Below are 14,011 nucleotides of genomic sequence, written 5' to 3' on the forward strand. Positions count from 1 at the left end.
CGCAACGTTGCGCTCACCACGTTGGACCGCCTTCGGCCGTCATCGTGGCAGCGGGACGCTCGCTCTCCGTCGCGATCATTCGTGATCTACCGCCGCAGGGCCTCATCGGGGTCGATCGACGATGCACGGATTGCTGGGTAGAGACCTGCGATCAACCCGACCAGGCCACCGATGATGACCGCTGTGGGTAAGACAGACACGTCCAAGGTCGGAGTCCACTGGCGGCCAAGTGCAACCGTCGTGACCACGATGACGCCTGCTGAACCTCCGACGATCCCGCCAAGGGTTCCGAGGAGAGAGCTCTCGGCGAGTACCTGGATAGCGCTCTGAGTCCGGGTGGCCCCCAGCGAGCGACGCAGGCCGAACTCAGGGACCCGCTCCATGACCGAGACCAGGGTGATGTTGCCGATGCCGACGAGCCCGACGACGAGTGCGACCATGGCCAACACCACGAGCAGGGATGAGAGTTCGCCATCAATCGCCTGACGTAGGGCCTTGGGAGCTGGCGGTGTCGAGACTTGGACAGCTTCGGGGTTCGTTGGGCGAGCTGCAGCAGCTACCTGAGGGCCGACGACTTGGGTGGCTCCCGGTTTCGTCTCGATGACGAGCCGAGCACCGGCGATGACGTCGGCACCCCACAGACCGGTGAGGGTGGTGGCAGGGATGACTGCCGCGCTGAGCAGGTCGGAGAAGCCGGCCGTTCGGTCGAGGATGCCGATGACGGTGAAAGGGGTGTCCCCGATGAAGATGGTCGGTTGGAGCCGCAGGGGTGGTGTTGCCATGCGGCGGGCGGCGGCGACCCCAAGGATCACGACGCGATCCTTCCGTTGGAGGTGGCCCCCATCAAAGGCGCGTCCCTCGGCGATGTGGCCATGAACGGCAGCGAGCGTCTCCGGGGTGGCCCCGATGACCTGAGCGCCGTCACCCGCGGCCTCTTCGGCACGGAGGCTGGTCCGGACTGGGGTGCTGGCACCTGCAGCTGCGGTCAGCGAGCCAACCTTCGCCACCCCGTCGATGCTTGCCACGCGCTCGATGTCCGCGGCACCAAAGGGCTCGATCGCAGGTCCGTCGTTCCTCGTGCTCTCCGCGCTGACGACCCTGAGGTCGACGTCGTCGAAGGCTTGGGACACTTGGGCTGATGCGGTTTGGGTGATCCCCAGGACAGCGACGAGTGTGGCAACGCCGAGTGCTGTCCCAAGGGCGGTGAGTGCAGAACGACCTGGCCTGGCCAACACCGCAGCGAGGGCCTCGGCCATGAGCGCGTGGATCTTGGGGCGCTGTCGAGGCCCGCGACGTCGGTTCACCCGGTGGGCTGCAGGACGCCGTCGGCGATCCTGAGAGTTCGGTCTGCGGCGGCGGCAACGAGAGGATCGTGGGTGATGACCACGACGGTCGTGCCGACGGCGATCTGACGGGTGAGCAGGCTGAGCACTTCCGCGGCAGTGTGGGAGTCCAAGTCCCCAGTGGGCTCATCGCAGAGCAGCAGCGACGGTTCGCCGATGAGTGCTCTCGCAATGACCCCGCGCTGTTGTTCTCCACCTGAGAGCTGAGTGGGGCTGAACTCGGCACGCTCGGCCAAGCCGACCGCATCGAGGGCTTCCTCGGCGAGGCTCAGACGGTCGCGAGTTCGGACACCTCGATAGAAGAGGCCCATGGCCACGTTCTCGACGAGCGTCCGTTCCGGGAGGAGGTGGAAGGCCTGGAAGACAAAGCCGATCTCCCGTGCACGCAGCCCGGTCCGGGCTCGCTCGGAGAGTTCGTTGGCTTCCCGACCTTTGAACCGCAGTGAGCCGCTCGTCTGGGTGCGGAGCAGTCCGATCACGCTGAGAAGCGACGTCTTCCCAGATCCGGACCGTCCCATGATCGCTACGTGCTCACCTTGTTCGATCGACAGATCGACATTGCGGATGGCATGGACCGGATGTGCGCCGCTGTAGGTCACGGAGAGATCGCTGAGTTGCAGCAGCGGCTCCCTCATCGCCCTATCACCACCTGGTCACCGTCTGACAGGCGGCCCGTCGAGGCGAGGACCTCGATCATGCCGTCGAAGTCGCGTCCTGTCGTCACGGCAACCTTGCGCTCTCGGCTGTCACTTCCTCGCTGGACAACGATTGTGGAGCCATCGGCCTGCGCGATGAGGGCGGCGACCGGAACGGTCAACACGGGTTTCTCGGTCGAGAGGACCTCGATCTGTACGACGACATCGACGCTCACCAGATCCGCGGGCACGGCCTCTGCGGGCATCACGGTGACCGAGTAGGTGCCTTCCTTCGACGGCTCCTGCGCGACGCTCTTGACCAACCCGGCAACCGTCGAACCCCCTCGCCCGCCAAAGGTCGCCACCTGTCCAGCCTTCACCTGGCTCGCGAAGCCGGCGTCGAGCGCTCCCATGAAGACCAGCTCAGCTGAGCGGAGCACCATGACCTTGCCTTCAGCAACCGGCCGACCGAGACGAGCAGCGATCGTCTCGACCACCATCGGGAGGCGGGGAACGATGGAAACCTCGGCCTTCGGGATCAGTGGCCCCGCCCTCTCCTGGAATGCGGTCTGCGCCTGCCGTGCCTGACGACGAGCCTCCACCGCTGATCGATGCGCGACGACGTCGCCCGCATCGGCCGCGGCTTCGACCGCTGCCTGTGCTTCGACAACGGCCACACCGAGCTCCTCCAGGGATGGCCCGTCGGGCGTCACCTCGAGTGCTGTCGAGCCCGCCCGGGCGTACAGCTCTCGAACTGCCGCCTTCGTCGCATCGCCGTAGACGTCATCGGCCGGCTCTGCGAGTAGACCGAGTCGTACGAGTGCAGCCTCAAGTTGCGCAACGTCGGGGCCAGCATCGAGCGGTCGGATGTCCCGATATCCAGCCAATGCACCAACGAGCACGAGTAGCGGGCGACCGGTGACCGAGAGCAGCCGCTGCCCCTCGGTGACCTCCACGCCGGGCTTGACCGGCAGATCCGTCACCACTGGGGTGGCGCCTTCGATGACCGGCACCGACTCGACGGTGAACGACTCCACGGGTGACGACCGCATTCGTACGCTCACTCGCTGAGAAGTCCGAAGCTCCACCGCAGCGGTCAGAGCGGTCGGCTTGGGTGGTGCGGTGGCCGCAGCCCGGTCAGCGGGAGACTCGATGCTCCTCCCCGCCAACCATGCCCCAGTGGCCACGGCGACGATGAGCAACAGCACGACAGCGAGCCGACCGCCGCGCGATCTCCATCGCCGTCTCGGCGACCCGGTCACCCTCCTCCACCGGTCCGCAGCGCGTCCTCGGCCTTTGCCAAGACGGCGTCACGGGAATCCATCCAGGCGAGGATCGGCCCTTCAACCGAGGTCATCGCCTTCTGCTCCAACGGTCCTTGCACCTTCACGATCGTTTCGTTGAACTTGGCTGAACGGCGGCAAGTGGCATCGGTCGTGGCCATGTCAACCTCGACTTGAGACACTGTTCGCGCTTCTCCCATGGCCCCCTCCTTGCCAAACTTCGCAAGAGCATCGCCAATTGCTTCACCGTTGCTGGCGTAGTGGTAGCCGTCCTCCGCCATGCATCTCGACCAGCGCTTCTCGGCCTTGGTCCACTCGTCGCTCTCCTCGAAGGCTGCCGTCGCCTGGCCCGTTGCCTCTTCAATTGCTGCACGGGCAGACGACCACTCGACGAATGCGTCGCCGCCGATCACCTCTCGACCCTGGGCTAGGCACCCATCCTTCGGCACGCTGAACCCGCCGCCCTCGACCTCGACCTCTTGACGCTTCGTCCCCATGAAGGCCTTGTGGAACTCCGAGCGCTCGGCCGGTGGCAGTGCGTCCTCATACTTCTGGATCGGGCTCGCTGATGGATCCAGAGCCGATCCTCCAACGATGTCGCCATACCCCTCGGTCTTGGTGCGAGCCGGGTCCAGGTCGCCAGCCCCGAAGGGATTCGCGCCTCGTTCCACGGGCACCAGCGTTGGCTCGTAGTTGAAGCCGAGCTTGGCCATGCACTCCGCAGCCAACACGGTCGCGCCGTTCTCCAAGGTCGTAGCGTCGGCCCCTAGTTGCAGCAGAACAGCTGTCAGCGGGGGAATGTCCCCTCCGGCATCCGAGGAAAGCCAGTCGCGAGGCAGCTCCACGTCACTCGGTGGACCATCAAGCGACTGGCCTTGACCATCAGCGCTAGATCCGCAAGCAACCAGGCCTGCTGTAAGGCCCAGGGCGACGATCGTCGAAAGGGCCCCAGACCTCAGCCCCATCGGTGAGCGGTCAGGTCGTCGTCGTAGGTAGCCGTGAGCGATGCCTTGTAGCCGCCCCGAGCGATGTAGAAGTTCGAGTTCGGCGATGCCCCGTAGTAGTTGACGTAGTGCCGGGTGCCGTAGGTGACGCCATCGTTGTCGATCGAGGACACACTGTCGTTCAGCCCGCAGTTGATGAAGGCACAGCTATCGAAGCTGTTGTTGGTGTACGTGTCATCGTTACCGCTGTATCGAGCCCAGTACCCGTCGTAGTTGCCGTTCTGGAACAGGCAGACATAGGTACTGATGCACCGTGACTCCAGCGCCGAGGCCGGACTCGCCGGGGCTGCGATAGCCACGCCAACAACGCCTGCCATGAGAACCGACGCTACGAGGGCGTTCCGTACTGAACCAAGCTGCCCAGACTTCATGATTTTCTCCTTGTAGGTATGGCGGCCTGGCAAAGAGACGGGGTGAACCCCCTCGCCGTTACGTGAACTTTAGGCGAGCACCGGAAGGCACGCCAGTCATGTCGGATTTGTCTAATTCACGAGAGCTTGGCTCCGATTGTCAAGGCTATAACTCGACCAGCGGCGACTTCTACGGTGCGCTCGGCCAGTTCGTGTTCATCGTGAAGGGCGACGTGTGGATCGAACCGGCGAACGGTTCTGGCGTCGGGCCGATGCAGATCCGATACCGCAGCGGCTTCCGACGTCGACAACCTCAACTCGGCAGGCTCAACGCAGAAGCCGTTCCATGATGCTGCCGCCGAACGGTGTTTAGAAAGAGCCCTGATCAGGGGTGCTCCGATGCGGGGGCGCTCGCGGGTTTCGGAGCGAAACCAACTCGCCGACGACCCACCAGCGCCTCAGAAGCCCTCCGCCGAGGTCTGGAGAAGAGGTGACCCACCCGCCAGGCGCCTGGGCTTCAGAAGCCGGCGGGCTCGGCGACGGCGGTGGGAGAGGTGAGCTCGATGGGGTCTTCGAGGGCGGCGAGGCGGGCGGGGCGGACGACGCCGATGAGGGCGACCACGGCGAACAGGGCGATGCCCGAGAGGGCCGTCACCGGGCCGAGGCCGAGGTGGTCGGCGATGGGACCCTGGAGCGTGGCGCCCACCGGATACAGCACGCCGAGGGCCAGGAAGTAGAAGCTCAGCACCCGGCCCCGGAGCTCGGCGGGGGCCCGCAGCTGCACCACGGTGCCGATGCTGGAGAACACGAACATGTAGGTGGCGCCCACACCGAGCAGGGCGACGGTGGCCAGCAGGGCGGTGGGGGCGGCGCCGTAGAGCACCAGGGCGACCGGCAGCGCCACGAGGCTGGCGCGCAGCATGCGGTAGCGGCCGAACCGGGCGGCCAGCACCGGCAGCAGGAAGGCGCCGGCCACCGCGCCGATGCCCTGGGCGGTCACGAACCGCGACGTGAGGCTGGAGTCCCCGTCGAAGCGGACCCGGGCCATGGCCGGGATGAGGGCGATGAACGGCGAGGCCGTCAGCGCCACCACCGAGATGAGCACGATGGCCGAGCGCACGCCGGGCTCGGCCCACGCGGCGATGGCGCCGACCTTGATGCGGGCCCACAGCCGGGCTTCATCGGTGGACGGCGCCCGCTCGGCGAGGCGCAGGGCGCGCAGCGCCAGGAGCATGGCGGCGAACGAGAGGGTGTTGATGGCGAAGGCTGCGGTGTAGGAGCCGAGGGCGATGGCCACCCCCGCCAGCGCCGGGCCCACCACCCGGCCGAGGTTCCACTGCGCCTGGCTGAGCGACACCGCGGCGAGCAGGTCCTCCTCGGGCACCAGGTCCGGGAGCATGGCGCTGTAGGCGGGGAAGCCCAGGCCGGCCACGCAGCCGGCGCCGAACACGGCGAGGGCCACCATGGCCGGCGACGTGTGCCCGGTGGCGGCCAGCAGCGTGAGGAGCGCGGCGAACACCATCTGCAGGCCGTTCATGGCGATGACCAGGCGGCGGCGATCGAAGCGGTCGGCCACGGCGCCGCCGATGGGCCCGAGCAGGCCCATCGGCAGGAAGCCGGCGGCGGCCACCAGGGCGGTCCAGCCGGCCTGGCCGGTGTCGTGGGCGACCAGGTCCCCCACCGCGACGGTCTCCATCCACGTGCCGACGTTGGAGATCAGCCCCGCCGACCACACCAGGGCGAAGTTCCGGTTCCGCAACGGCGCGAGCGCCGCCCCCCCGCCGCTTCGCCGTCGTCGCCTCCCCTGGTTCGCTCACCGAACGAGGATGCCAGCAGAACGCGCCGACCCCTCCACGAGATCGGCAGAGGCGGCGCCGGCAGCCAGCAGCCAGCCCCCCCGTCGCGGTCTACGGTCCGCGACGGAGGCGCTGCCGGTCAGTTCGGGGCGTGGACCCCGTTGGCGTGGCCGTAGTCGCGCTCGAGGTTGAAGCTGCGACGCTCGAGGTCGGGCCAGGCGGCGTTGTCGGTGCTGCTGATGTGCTGGCGGACCAGGCCGGGCCCGGCCGTGGTGACCGCGCCTTCCCCGTAGGGGTCGGTGAACCACGTGGTGGGTCCGCCGGCGTTGGCGATGCGGGTGCTGTGGAGGTAGTAGTCCCGCTGGGCGCCGTTGAACGGCGAGGCCGGGTCGGGCTTGGCCATCTGCATGCCGGTGGCGTGCTCGTGCTCGGTGACCTCGTCGAACGGGTAGCCGCGGCTGGTCCCGCCGTCGGCGCTGTCGGTGAGGTCGGAGACGTCGACCAGGTCGAGGATCGAGCTGTTCACGCCGCCGGCGTGGGCCCGGGCCGGGTTGCGGATGCCGAACCAGGGGTCGAACGTCGCCAGGGTGGTGCCCTGGGGGGTGGTGAGGTCGCTCATCGACTGCCACACCTCGTAGAGGGCCCACACCGAGCTGCTCTGGCTCGGCGGGACGAGCACGTCACGGTCGATGCAGAACCGGTCCGGGATGAGCCGCGAGCCGCCGGTGCCGTTCGGCAGGTTGCTGCCGGCGGTGGTAACCGTCTGGCGGTCGCACGAGCGGTTGAACTGGTTGGCGTTGCCGAAGCGGGCCAGCGTCGACGAGATGATCGCCGTGCCGTCGGTGCAGCGGACCGCGTACAGCAGCTCGTGGGCGTTGTTGATCAGGGCATCGCCAGAGTGCGAGCCCTGGTGCACCTTGATGAGGAAGTCGCAGGTGATGGGCTGCCCGTCGACGTCGCGCAGGTACCCCCCGGGGGGACGCGGTCACCAGCTTCACGTCGTTGGCCACGATGATCTTGTGGCCCACGTTGTCCTCGTGGCGGGTCACGTTGTCCCGGGTGGAGGCGTAGGTGTCGAGCGCCTCGCTCACGTAGCCGAAGGGGATGCCCCGGCTCTCGGTGGGCTTGGCGTCGAGGAAGTCGGTGACCCAGGTGTAGAGGTCCGAGGAGCCGGGATCGTCGCCGTGCTCGTGGCCGAAGGAGCACATCAGCCCGGTGGTCGGATCGACCGCGGTGGCGGGGTGCCAGGTAGGGTACAGCTTGCCGTCGGGACCGATGACCGAGAACGAGCGGTGGAAGGCGGCGCTGCACGTGTCGTACGACGTGGGGGTCCAGTTGCGCTCGCGGTAGGCCTTCGACGTCGGCGTCTCCTCTGGCGGGAGCTCGGGGCGCTGGACGGTCACGGCGACGCCGCGGGCCTCGAGGGCGGCCGGGGCCTGCTCCTTGAGGCGGACCTGGCCGGCCACCGTGGTGCCCGGCGCCGCGGCGGCGAGCTGGGCGGTGCTGAGCTTGACCACGATGGCCGAGGTCTTGGCCGCCGCCACCGAGTAGGCCCGCACCGGACCGTCGACCGTGCCCACCCGCACGCGGGTCTCGCCGGTGCAGGCCTTGGCGCCGGCGCAGCGCAGGGTGAAGGTCACCGTGGCGTCGTCGGCCACGGGCAGCACCGTGCTGCCCGAGAGCGAGACCGCCGGCGGCGGCGGCTTGCACGCTGCGAGGGCGCCGAGCGCCACGGCGACGCTCACCACCAGCCCGGTGGTGGCCCGGGTGGTCCGGCGGCCGATCACGAGCGGGCCGTCACGGTCTTGGTGACCTCGGCGCCGCTGACCCGCACCGAGGGCGAGAACGTGACGCGGATGGTCTTGGCGCCGGTGGTGTTGAAGGCGGCGAGCAGGACCGTCGCCTTGCCGTTGGCGTCGGTCTTGACGAGGTGCAGGACCTTGCCGTTCACGTAGACCCGCACGTCGCCCTGCGGCACGGTCCCCGGGGCGGAGACCGTGATGCTGGCCGTGACCCGCTGGGTCTTCACCTTCGGGTTGGTGGGCGTCAGGGTGACGGCCACCGTGCCCTTCGCCTTGGCGATGGTGGCGGTGGTGTCGTCGGTGACCGGGCCGTGGTGCTGGTCGCCGCCGTAGGTGACGGTGAGCGCCCGGGTGCCGGGCTCCAGGGCGGTCTTGCCCAGGGTCAGGGTGTAGCGGCCGTTCCCGTTGAGCGTCGCCGTGCCCAGGACCGTCGCTCCGCTCTTGATGGTGACCGAGCCGGTGGCGGCACGGCCCTGGCCGACGACCCGACCGGTGATGGTGGCGCCGGTGAGCCCGTAGGTGCCGGTGGCGGCCTGGGGCTCGATGGTGGCGAGGCTGCCGACGGTGATCGACGAGGCCGCCGACGCAGAGCCCGCCTGCTGGGCGGTGCCGCCGTAGGTGGCGACCACCGAATACGTGGCCCGCGCGCCCCAGGCGGTGGTGCACGAGGCGTAGCCGTCGCTCACGGCCACCGAGCCGCAGCCGGCGATGGGCGTGCCACCGGCGGTGAAGGCGACGGTGCCGGCGGTGGCCCGGGCCTTGTCCGGGCCCAGGACGTGGGCCAGCAGGAGGACGACCTGGCCGGTGAACGGTTCGGTCTCGGACACCTCGAGCGAGGTGGTGGTGGCCAGCTTGGCGACGGTGAAGGCGGAGCCGGCGGACTCGGCGCCCTGGAGGACGTCGGTGCCCGCGTAGGTGGCGACGACGTCGCCGGAGGCCTCGGCCGCGAAGGTGGCCGTGCAGGTGGCGGCACCGGCGGTGACCGGGACGCTGGCGCAGCCGCTGATGGGCGAGCCGCCCAGGGTGAAGGCCACGGTGCCGCTGGCGAGGGGGGGCCGGGTCGCCGGCGCCCTTGGTGACCGCCGCAGTGAACGAGACCTCTTCGCCGGGCAGGGCCTTGGTCGGGCCGGTGAGGGCGACCTCGGTCTCGAGCCGGCCCATGAGGGCGACGGTGACCTCGCCGTTCTGGGTGCCGGGGCGGGAGGCGAAGTCGGCGCCGACCGCGAAGTCCCGCACGCCGTTCCCGTCGAGGTCGCCGAGGGCACCGACCTGGCGACCGAACCGGTCGCCGGCTGCGGTGCCGTCGATCCGGTAGCCGCCGGTCGCCGGCAGGGTGGCGAGCGACTGGGTGACGGCGGTCGGGGCGCCGTAGAGGACGTAGGTGGCGCCGGCGCCGTTGAAGGTGCCGCCGGCCGGGTTGGCCGGGTCGAAGCCGTAGGCGCCGAGGGCGAGGTCGGGGACGTCGTCGCCGTTCACGTCGCCGAGGCCGGCCACCGAGTAGCCGGTCGAGTCGCCGGAGGTGGCGCCGTCGATCCAGTAGCCCCGGCGGACCGGGGCCGGGCAGGCACCGGGGTCGGTGACCGTGCCGGCACAGGTGAAGACGGACTGGCCCGAGGTGGCGGCCGGGTCGGTGTAGACGCGATCGGTGCTGGCCGAGCCGAACACGATGGCGGCGCCGCCGTTGCGGGGGCCGGTGGTGGCGTTGGTGACGCCATCGGCGCCGATGAGCAGGTCGGCCTTGCCGTCGCCGTCGACGTCGCCGGCTGCCGAGACGGAGATGCCGAGGCGGTCGCGCTGGCGGGTGGGCCCGACGATGGTGAAGCCCTTGGCGCCGAGGTCGGCGGTGTCGACCTCACCCGTGGTGCCGCCGAACACGACGTAGGCCGCACCCGGTGCGGCGATGCTGGCGCCCCACGGGGTGGAGGTGTAGGCGCCGAGCAGGAAGTCGTCGATGCCGTCGCCGTTGACGTCGCCGACGCTGGCGATGTTGCCGATGCGCTCCTCGTTGACGGCGCCGTCGACGGTCAGCAGCAGCTGGCCGGCGGTGGGCGCCAGGAGGTCGACGTCGGAGATGTCGTCGCGCCCGGCGACGACCCACACCCGGCCGTTGTTGGTGCGGCCCTGGGTGTCGGCGGCCACCTCGGCCACCGCGAAGTCGTCCAGGCCGTCGGCGTCCAGGTCACCGACGGGCGCCATGGAGAAGCCGACGTTGCCGCTGCTCTGGCCGCCCTTCACGGTGAAGCCCCGGTCGCCCAGCGAGTCGAGCGCCAGGCCGGTGAACTGCTCGGCGCCGAAGACCACGTAGGTCTTCTGCGCCGTGTAGTGGGAGATGGCGATGTCGTCGAGGTCGTCGCCGTTGACGTCGCCGACGCAGGCCACGGCGAAGCCGGTGAAGGCGTTGGCGGTGGCCGGGCCATCGAGGCGGACCGCGCCCGCCTCGGTGGGGTTGGCGAGGGAGGCGCCCGAGACCTCGGGGCCGCCGAGGATCACGTAGGAGGCCCCGATGTTCGCCGTGGGCGTCTTGTCCCAGAACCAGGCGCCGACGACGGCGTCGTCGTAGCCGTCGCCGTTGACGTCGCAGGGCCCGTTGGCCAGCGCCGCGCCCGTGGCGCTGCTGGCGTCGCCCACGTAGCGCAGGAGCTCGGCCGGTCCGCCGGCGTCGGGCGTCGGCAGGGCGGCGCTGGCCGTCGGGGCACCGATGGCGCCGGAGGCGCTGACGACCAGCGCGATCGCGGATGCCGCGACCTTCAGGGATGCTCGCTTCACGTGGACCTCGTGCTCTGCTCGCGACGCCGGCGGGGCCGGTTCGCCCGGGGTCGTTGGTAAGTGCACCTAACAGTAGATATTCGCAGAGGCGCGCGTCAAAGGTAGGAAAGCTATCCAAATCGTCCCGCCCGGTGGTTCGCGACCGGACGGTGGCGTGGGGCGCCGACGCCGGGCCCGAGCCCCGGGCCCGCAACGTCGACAGCGAGCGCGGGCTGCTCGGCGGCTGAAGCCGTGGCACGGTCGTTCCAGGCGTTGGCATCGTTCGGACCCCTTCGACGCCATCCGGCGGCCCGCCGCACCGCCGGCGGATGGGCCATCCGGACCGTTCACCCGTTCGGTGGTGGGGATCGCTGCGGGGCCGCCGAATGGAGGCAGGAGGGAACCGGCAGGCGGCCGGTTGGAGGAGGACAGGGACATGGGCATCGAAGCATGGGGCGGGGTCGAGCGGCGCACGGCGGGATCGGGGGCGACGGCCGGGCGGCCGTGGCTCGGGTTGCGCCGACGGGCCACCGATGTGGACCTCGACCGTTTGGCCGACGTCATCGACATGACCGACGCCGCGCTGGCCCGGACCGAGGCCGAGATCCGTGGCCGCCACCCCGAGTGGTCCGACGACCAGGTGCAGCTGGCCGGCGTCCGCCTGCGGGTGGGCGACGACGTGTTCGCCCGGGCCCACCCCGGCTCGGTCCGCCTCCGGCCCTGAGGCGCCTCGGTCAGCCGGCAGCCGGAGGGTCGGCCGCAGGTGCGGCCGGGGTGACGAGGGTGGCGGCCCACAGCGCCAGCGGATCGGTCGGACCCGGGCGGGTGGCGATGAACCGCGCGAACAGGGCGCGCGACGCCTCGGTCCCCACGCCGCCGTGCACCGGCGGCAGGTACACCGACGGCAGGTCCCGTGCGTGGCGGTGCGCGTCCCAGAGCGAGGCGAGCTCGCGAGCCCCGTCGGTGGCCGAGTCGAGCGCGAACACCACCCGCTCCACCATGGCCGTGGCCGCGGCACCGAGGCACATGAGGCACGGTTCGAGCGTGGTGTAGAGCACCGCACGGCCTCGACGACCGCCGACCACCCGGTCTGCCTGGTCGAGGGCGAGCAGCTCGGCGTGCACCAGCAGCCGCCCCTGCGTGGCCTCCTGGGTGAACGCCCGCCCGATCACCTCGCCATCGGCCACCACCACCGCACCGATGGGCAGCTCGCCGATGGCCAGGCCCTTGGCCGCCATGGCCAGGGCCTCGTCCATCCACCGCCGGTCGGCCTCGACCATGTCTGCCAGCCGACCCGCCGGCAGCGGCGCCGCCAGCGGGGCGGGAACGATCGGCTCGGGCTCGGGCTCGGGCTCGGCCAGCTCGGCCCGGACCTCGGCGGCCAGCACGTCGGGCCCGGCGGCCGGTGCCGCGGGGTCCGGGCTCGCCGCTGGCGGATCGGCCTCGGGCGCCGGATCCCGACGCGAGCCCGGGTCGGGCTCCGGTGGCGGCGCGCTCACCTCCGTGGGGGCGTCCTCGGGCGGGATGGGGGTGTCGTCGGGCATGGATCCTCAGGAGCTCGGTCGGTCGAGGGCGGTGATCGGAGCCATGGCGTGGCCCCGGATCGTCGGTCGGATGAGCGCGATGGCCTTGCGAGCGCTCTCCCGGGTGAGGTCGACCGGTTCGAGGCCCGCGGCCTCGATGGCCTCGGCCGTTCGGCGGGTGAGGCGGCAGCCGCCGGCCACCCGGCGCCACACCGGGTCGAGCCGCCGCTGCCACCGCAGCCGGTCCGGTCGATCGTCGGCCGCCACGTGTTCGAGGAAGGTGAAGGTGCCACCGGGCTTGAGCACGCGGCGCACCTCGGCCAGGGCGGCGGCGGGATCGGGGACGGTGCAGAGCACGAGGGTGCCGACCACGGCGTCGAGCGAGCCGGACGGCACGCTCAGTGCGGCGGCGCGGTCGGTGCGCACCTCAGCGGCGCCGGGGGCGAACGTGCCGCCGCCTCGGGCGGCTGCGAGGCGCTCCTCGAGCTGGCGGCGCATGCCGGGGTCCGGCTCGGTGAAGACCACCCGCCGGACCGCTGCCGGGTAGTGGGCGACGTTCGCGCCGGTCCCGGCGCCGATCTCGAGCACGTCGCCCGTCAGCCCGGCCAGCAGCTCGTGGCGCCAGCCTTGGAAGCAGGCCTCCTCGGCCGGTGCGACGATCCGGTCGTAGAGGGGAGCCAGCAGCCACGCCATGGCGAGAACCTAGGACCCCGGCAGCGACCTCGCCGCCGGGCGGCCGGTCAGACCGGGGGCTTCCAGCCGGCCAGCACGGCGAAGCGCCAGTGCTTGAACAGGCAGTCGACCTGGACCAGGCCGGCGGCCCGGAACATGGCGAGCTGGTCCTCGACGCTCGCCGGGCGGTCGATCGACATGCGCTCCGCCGCCGCCGCGAGGGTGGCGTCGGTCGCGCCCAGGGCCCGGGTGTGGGCGTCCCACCGCTCGCGGTACGCGACGTCGAGGGCGGCGGTCGGACCCGCCACCTGCTCGGCGTTGAGCAGGACGCCTCCGGGCCGCAGGGCCTCCGACGCGCGGCGGTACAGGTCGGCCTTCTCGTCGTCGGCGAGGTGGTGGATGGCCAACGCCGAGGCGATGACGTCGAAGCCGCCCTCGGGCAGCGGGTCGCGCAGGTCGGCCACCAACGTTCGCACCCGGTCCTCCAGCGGGGCGAGCCGCTCCTGGGCCTTCTCGAGCATCGCCGGGGCCTCGTCGACCAGCACGAACGACGCCTCCGGCAGCGCCGCGGCCAGCGTGCCCGAGAGCAGCCCCGTGCCGGCACCGAGGTCCAGCACCCGCACCGGTCCCGAGCGACCGAGCGCGGCCGCTTCGGCGGTGGTCCCGTAGAACAGGTCGAAGCTCGGGAGCAGGATCCGGCGCTCGGCGTCGTAGGTGTCGACCCACCGGTCGAACCAGGCCTGGGCGTCGGGGACGGGAGCAGCGGGCATGGCCACGACGGTACCCCGGCGAGGCCCGCATCTCAACAGTCAATACGCATGTCTCGACATGTGGGACACTGCCGGTGACCGCTGATCG

General features: G+C 70.8%; 14 protein-coding genes and 1 pseudogene. 2 read left to right on the top strand and 13 right to left on the bottom strand.

Features of this window, described 5'->3' with window-relative positions:
* Nucleotides 1–86: 86 nt before the first annotated feature.
* From KSP35_RS13975 to KSP35_RS13995, 5 genes are all read right to left on the bottom strand, one after another.
* Complete coding sequence (locus KSP35_RS13975; RefSeq protein WP_216996400.1) at nucleotides 87–1,256, bottom strand: ABC transporter permease; 1,170 nt, start codon at nucleotides 1,254–1,256, stop codon at nucleotides 87–89.
* A gap of 44 nt (nucleotides 1,257–1,300) precedes the next feature.
* Entirely contained in the window at nucleotides 1,301–1,978 is a 678-nt protein-coding gene (locus KSP35_RS13980; RefSeq protein ID WP_216996402.1) for an ABC transporter ATP-binding protein, read from the bottom strand.
* The gene (locus KSP35_RS13985) at nucleotides 1,975–3,015 is read right to left on the bottom strand and encodes a peptidoglycan-binding domain-containing protein (RefSeq protein WP_216996403.1); all 1,041 of its coding nucleotides are present in this window, start codon (nucleotides 3,013–3,015) and stop codon (nucleotides 1,975–1,977) included. Before KSP35_RS13985 ends, KSP35_RS13980 begins: the two co-directional genes overlap by 4 nt.
* A gap of 221 nt (nucleotides 3,016–3,236) precedes the next feature.
* On the bottom strand, nucleotides 3,237–4,010 hold the full coding sequence (locus KSP35_RS13990) for a hypothetical protein (protein WP_216996405.1): 774 nt from the start codon (nucleotides 4,008–4,010) through the stop codon (nucleotides 3,237–3,239).
* Between the two features lie 206 nt (nucleotides 4,011–4,216).
* On the bottom strand, nucleotides 4,217–4,564 hold the full coding sequence (locus KSP35_RS13995) for a hypothetical protein (RefSeq protein ID WP_216996407.1): 348 nt from the start codon (nucleotides 4,562–4,564) through the stop codon (nucleotides 4,217–4,219).
* 170 nt (nucleotides 4,565–4,734) lie between these two features.
* Between KSP35_RS13995 and KSP35_RS14000 the strand changes: the two genes are divergently transcribed.
* Nucleotides 4,735–4,965, top strand: a complete 231-nt coding sequence (locus KSP35_RS14000; RefSeq protein ID WP_216996409.1) for a hypothetical protein — start codon at nucleotides 4,735–4,737, stop codon at nucleotides 4,963–4,965.
* Between the two features lie 167 nt (nucleotides 4,966–5,132).
* Here the strand turns inward: KSP35_RS14000 and KSP35_RS14005 are convergent, their stop codons facing one another.
* From KSP35_RS14005 to KSP35_RS25970, 5 genes and pseudogenes are all read right to left on the bottom strand, one after another.
* On the bottom strand, nucleotides 5,133–6,374 hold the full coding sequence (locus tag KSP35_RS14005) for an MFS transporter (protein ID WP_216996411.1): 1,242 nt from the start codon (nucleotides 6,372–6,374) through the stop codon (nucleotides 5,133–5,135).
* A gap of 176 nt (nucleotides 6,375–6,550) precedes the next feature.
* Complete coding sequence (locus KSP35_RS14010) at nucleotides 6,551–7,090, bottom strand: hypothetical protein (RefSeq protein ID WP_217002322.1); 540 nt, start codon at nucleotides 7,088–7,090, stop codon at nucleotides 6,551–6,553.
* 1 nt (nucleotide 7,091) lies between these two features.
* Nucleotides 7,092–8,198, bottom strand: a complete 1,107-nt coding sequence (locus tag KSP35_RS14015; RefSeq protein ID WP_217002323.1) for a hypothetical protein — start codon at nucleotides 8,196–8,198, stop codon at nucleotides 7,092–7,094.
* Nucleotides 8,195–9,247: an Ig-like domain repeat protein gene (locus tag KSP35_RS14020; RefSeq protein ID WP_216996413.1), complete on the bottom strand. Its 1,053-nt coding sequence runs from the start codon at nucleotides 9,245–9,247 to the stop codon at nucleotides 8,195–8,197. The genes KSP35_RS14015 and KSP35_RS14020 overlap by 4 nt, the downstream gene beginning before the upstream one ends.
* Nucleotides 9,248–9,431: 184 nt before the next feature.
* A pseudogene (locus tag KSP35_RS25970) lies at nucleotides 9,432–10,409 on the bottom strand (integrin alpha); the annotation flags it as partial.
* A gap of 985 nt (nucleotides 10,410–11,394) precedes the next feature.
* Here KSP35_RS25970 and KSP35_RS14035 point away from each other — a divergent pair.
* On the top strand, nucleotides 11,395–11,682 hold the full coding sequence (locus KSP35_RS14035) for a hypothetical protein (RefSeq protein WP_216996415.1): 288 nt from the start codon (nucleotides 11,395–11,397) through the stop codon (nucleotides 11,680–11,682).
* A gap of 10 nt (nucleotides 11,683–11,692) precedes the next feature.
* On the opposite strand, the gene KSP35_RS14040 is transcribed toward KSP35_RS14035, so the two are convergent.
* The 3 genes from KSP35_RS14040 to KSP35_RS14050 are packed head-to-tail and all read right to left on the bottom strand — an operon-like array spanning nucleotide 11,693 to nucleotide 13,923.
* The gene (locus KSP35_RS14040; RefSeq protein WP_216996417.1) at nucleotides 11,693–12,502 is read right to left on the bottom strand and encodes a nucleoside deaminase; all 810 of its coding nucleotides are present in this window, start codon (nucleotides 12,500–12,502) and stop codon (nucleotides 11,693–11,695) included.
* 6 nt (nucleotides 12,503–12,508) lie between these two features.
* Nucleotides 12,509–13,174 (bottom strand): class I SAM-dependent methyltransferase, encoded by a 666-nt coding sequence (locus KSP35_RS14045; RefSeq protein WP_216996418.1) that lies wholly within the window; start codon nucleotides 13,172–13,174, stop codon nucleotides 12,509–12,511.
* A 47-nt stretch (nucleotides 13,175–13,221) separates the two neighbouring features.
* Nucleotides 13,222–13,923, bottom strand: coding sequence for a trans-aconitate 2-methyltransferase (locus KSP35_RS14050; RefSeq protein WP_216996423.1), 702 nt, complete (start codon nucleotides 13,921–13,923; stop codon nucleotides 13,222–13,224).
* Between the last annotated feature and the right edge of the window lie 88 nt (nucleotides 13,924–14,011).

The sequence above is a fragment of the Aquihabitans sp. G128 genome, assembly GCF_019048865.1.
Lineage (GTDB): Bacteria > Actinomycetota > Acidimicrobiia > Acidimicrobiales > Iamiaceae > Aquihabitans.

Bases quoted from the DNA above. Each gene is read 5' to 3' on its own strand.
- KSP35_RS13975 (WP_216996400.1), bottom strand. From the start codon at position 1,256: ATGGCCGAGGCCCTCGCTGCGGTGTTGGCCAGGCCAGGTCGTTCTGCA.
- KSP35_RS13980 (WP_216996402.1), bottom strand. From the start codon at position 1,978: ATGAGGGAGCCGCTGCTGCAACTCAGCGATCTCTCCGTGACCTACAGC.
- KSP35_RS14000 (WP_216996409.1), top strand. From the start codon at position 4,735: ATGTCGGATTTGTCTAATTCACGAGAGCTTGGCTCCGATTGTCAAGGC.
- KSP35_RS14035 (WP_216996415.1), top strand. From the start codon at position 11,395: ATGGGCATCGAAGCATGGGGCGGGGTCGAGCGGCGCACGGCGGGATCG.
- KSP35_RS14040 (WP_216996417.1), bottom strand. From the start codon at position 12,502: ATGCCCGACGACACCCCCATCCCGCCCGAGGACGCCCCCACGGAGGTG.
- KSP35_RS14045 (WP_216996418.1), bottom strand. From the start codon at position 13,174: ATGGCGTGGCTGCTGGCTCCCCTCTACGACCGGATCGTCGCACCGGCC.
- KSP35_RS14050 (WP_216996423.1), bottom strand. From the start codon at position 13,923: ATGCCCGCTGCTCCCGTCCCCGACGCCCAGGCCTGGTTCGACCGGTGG.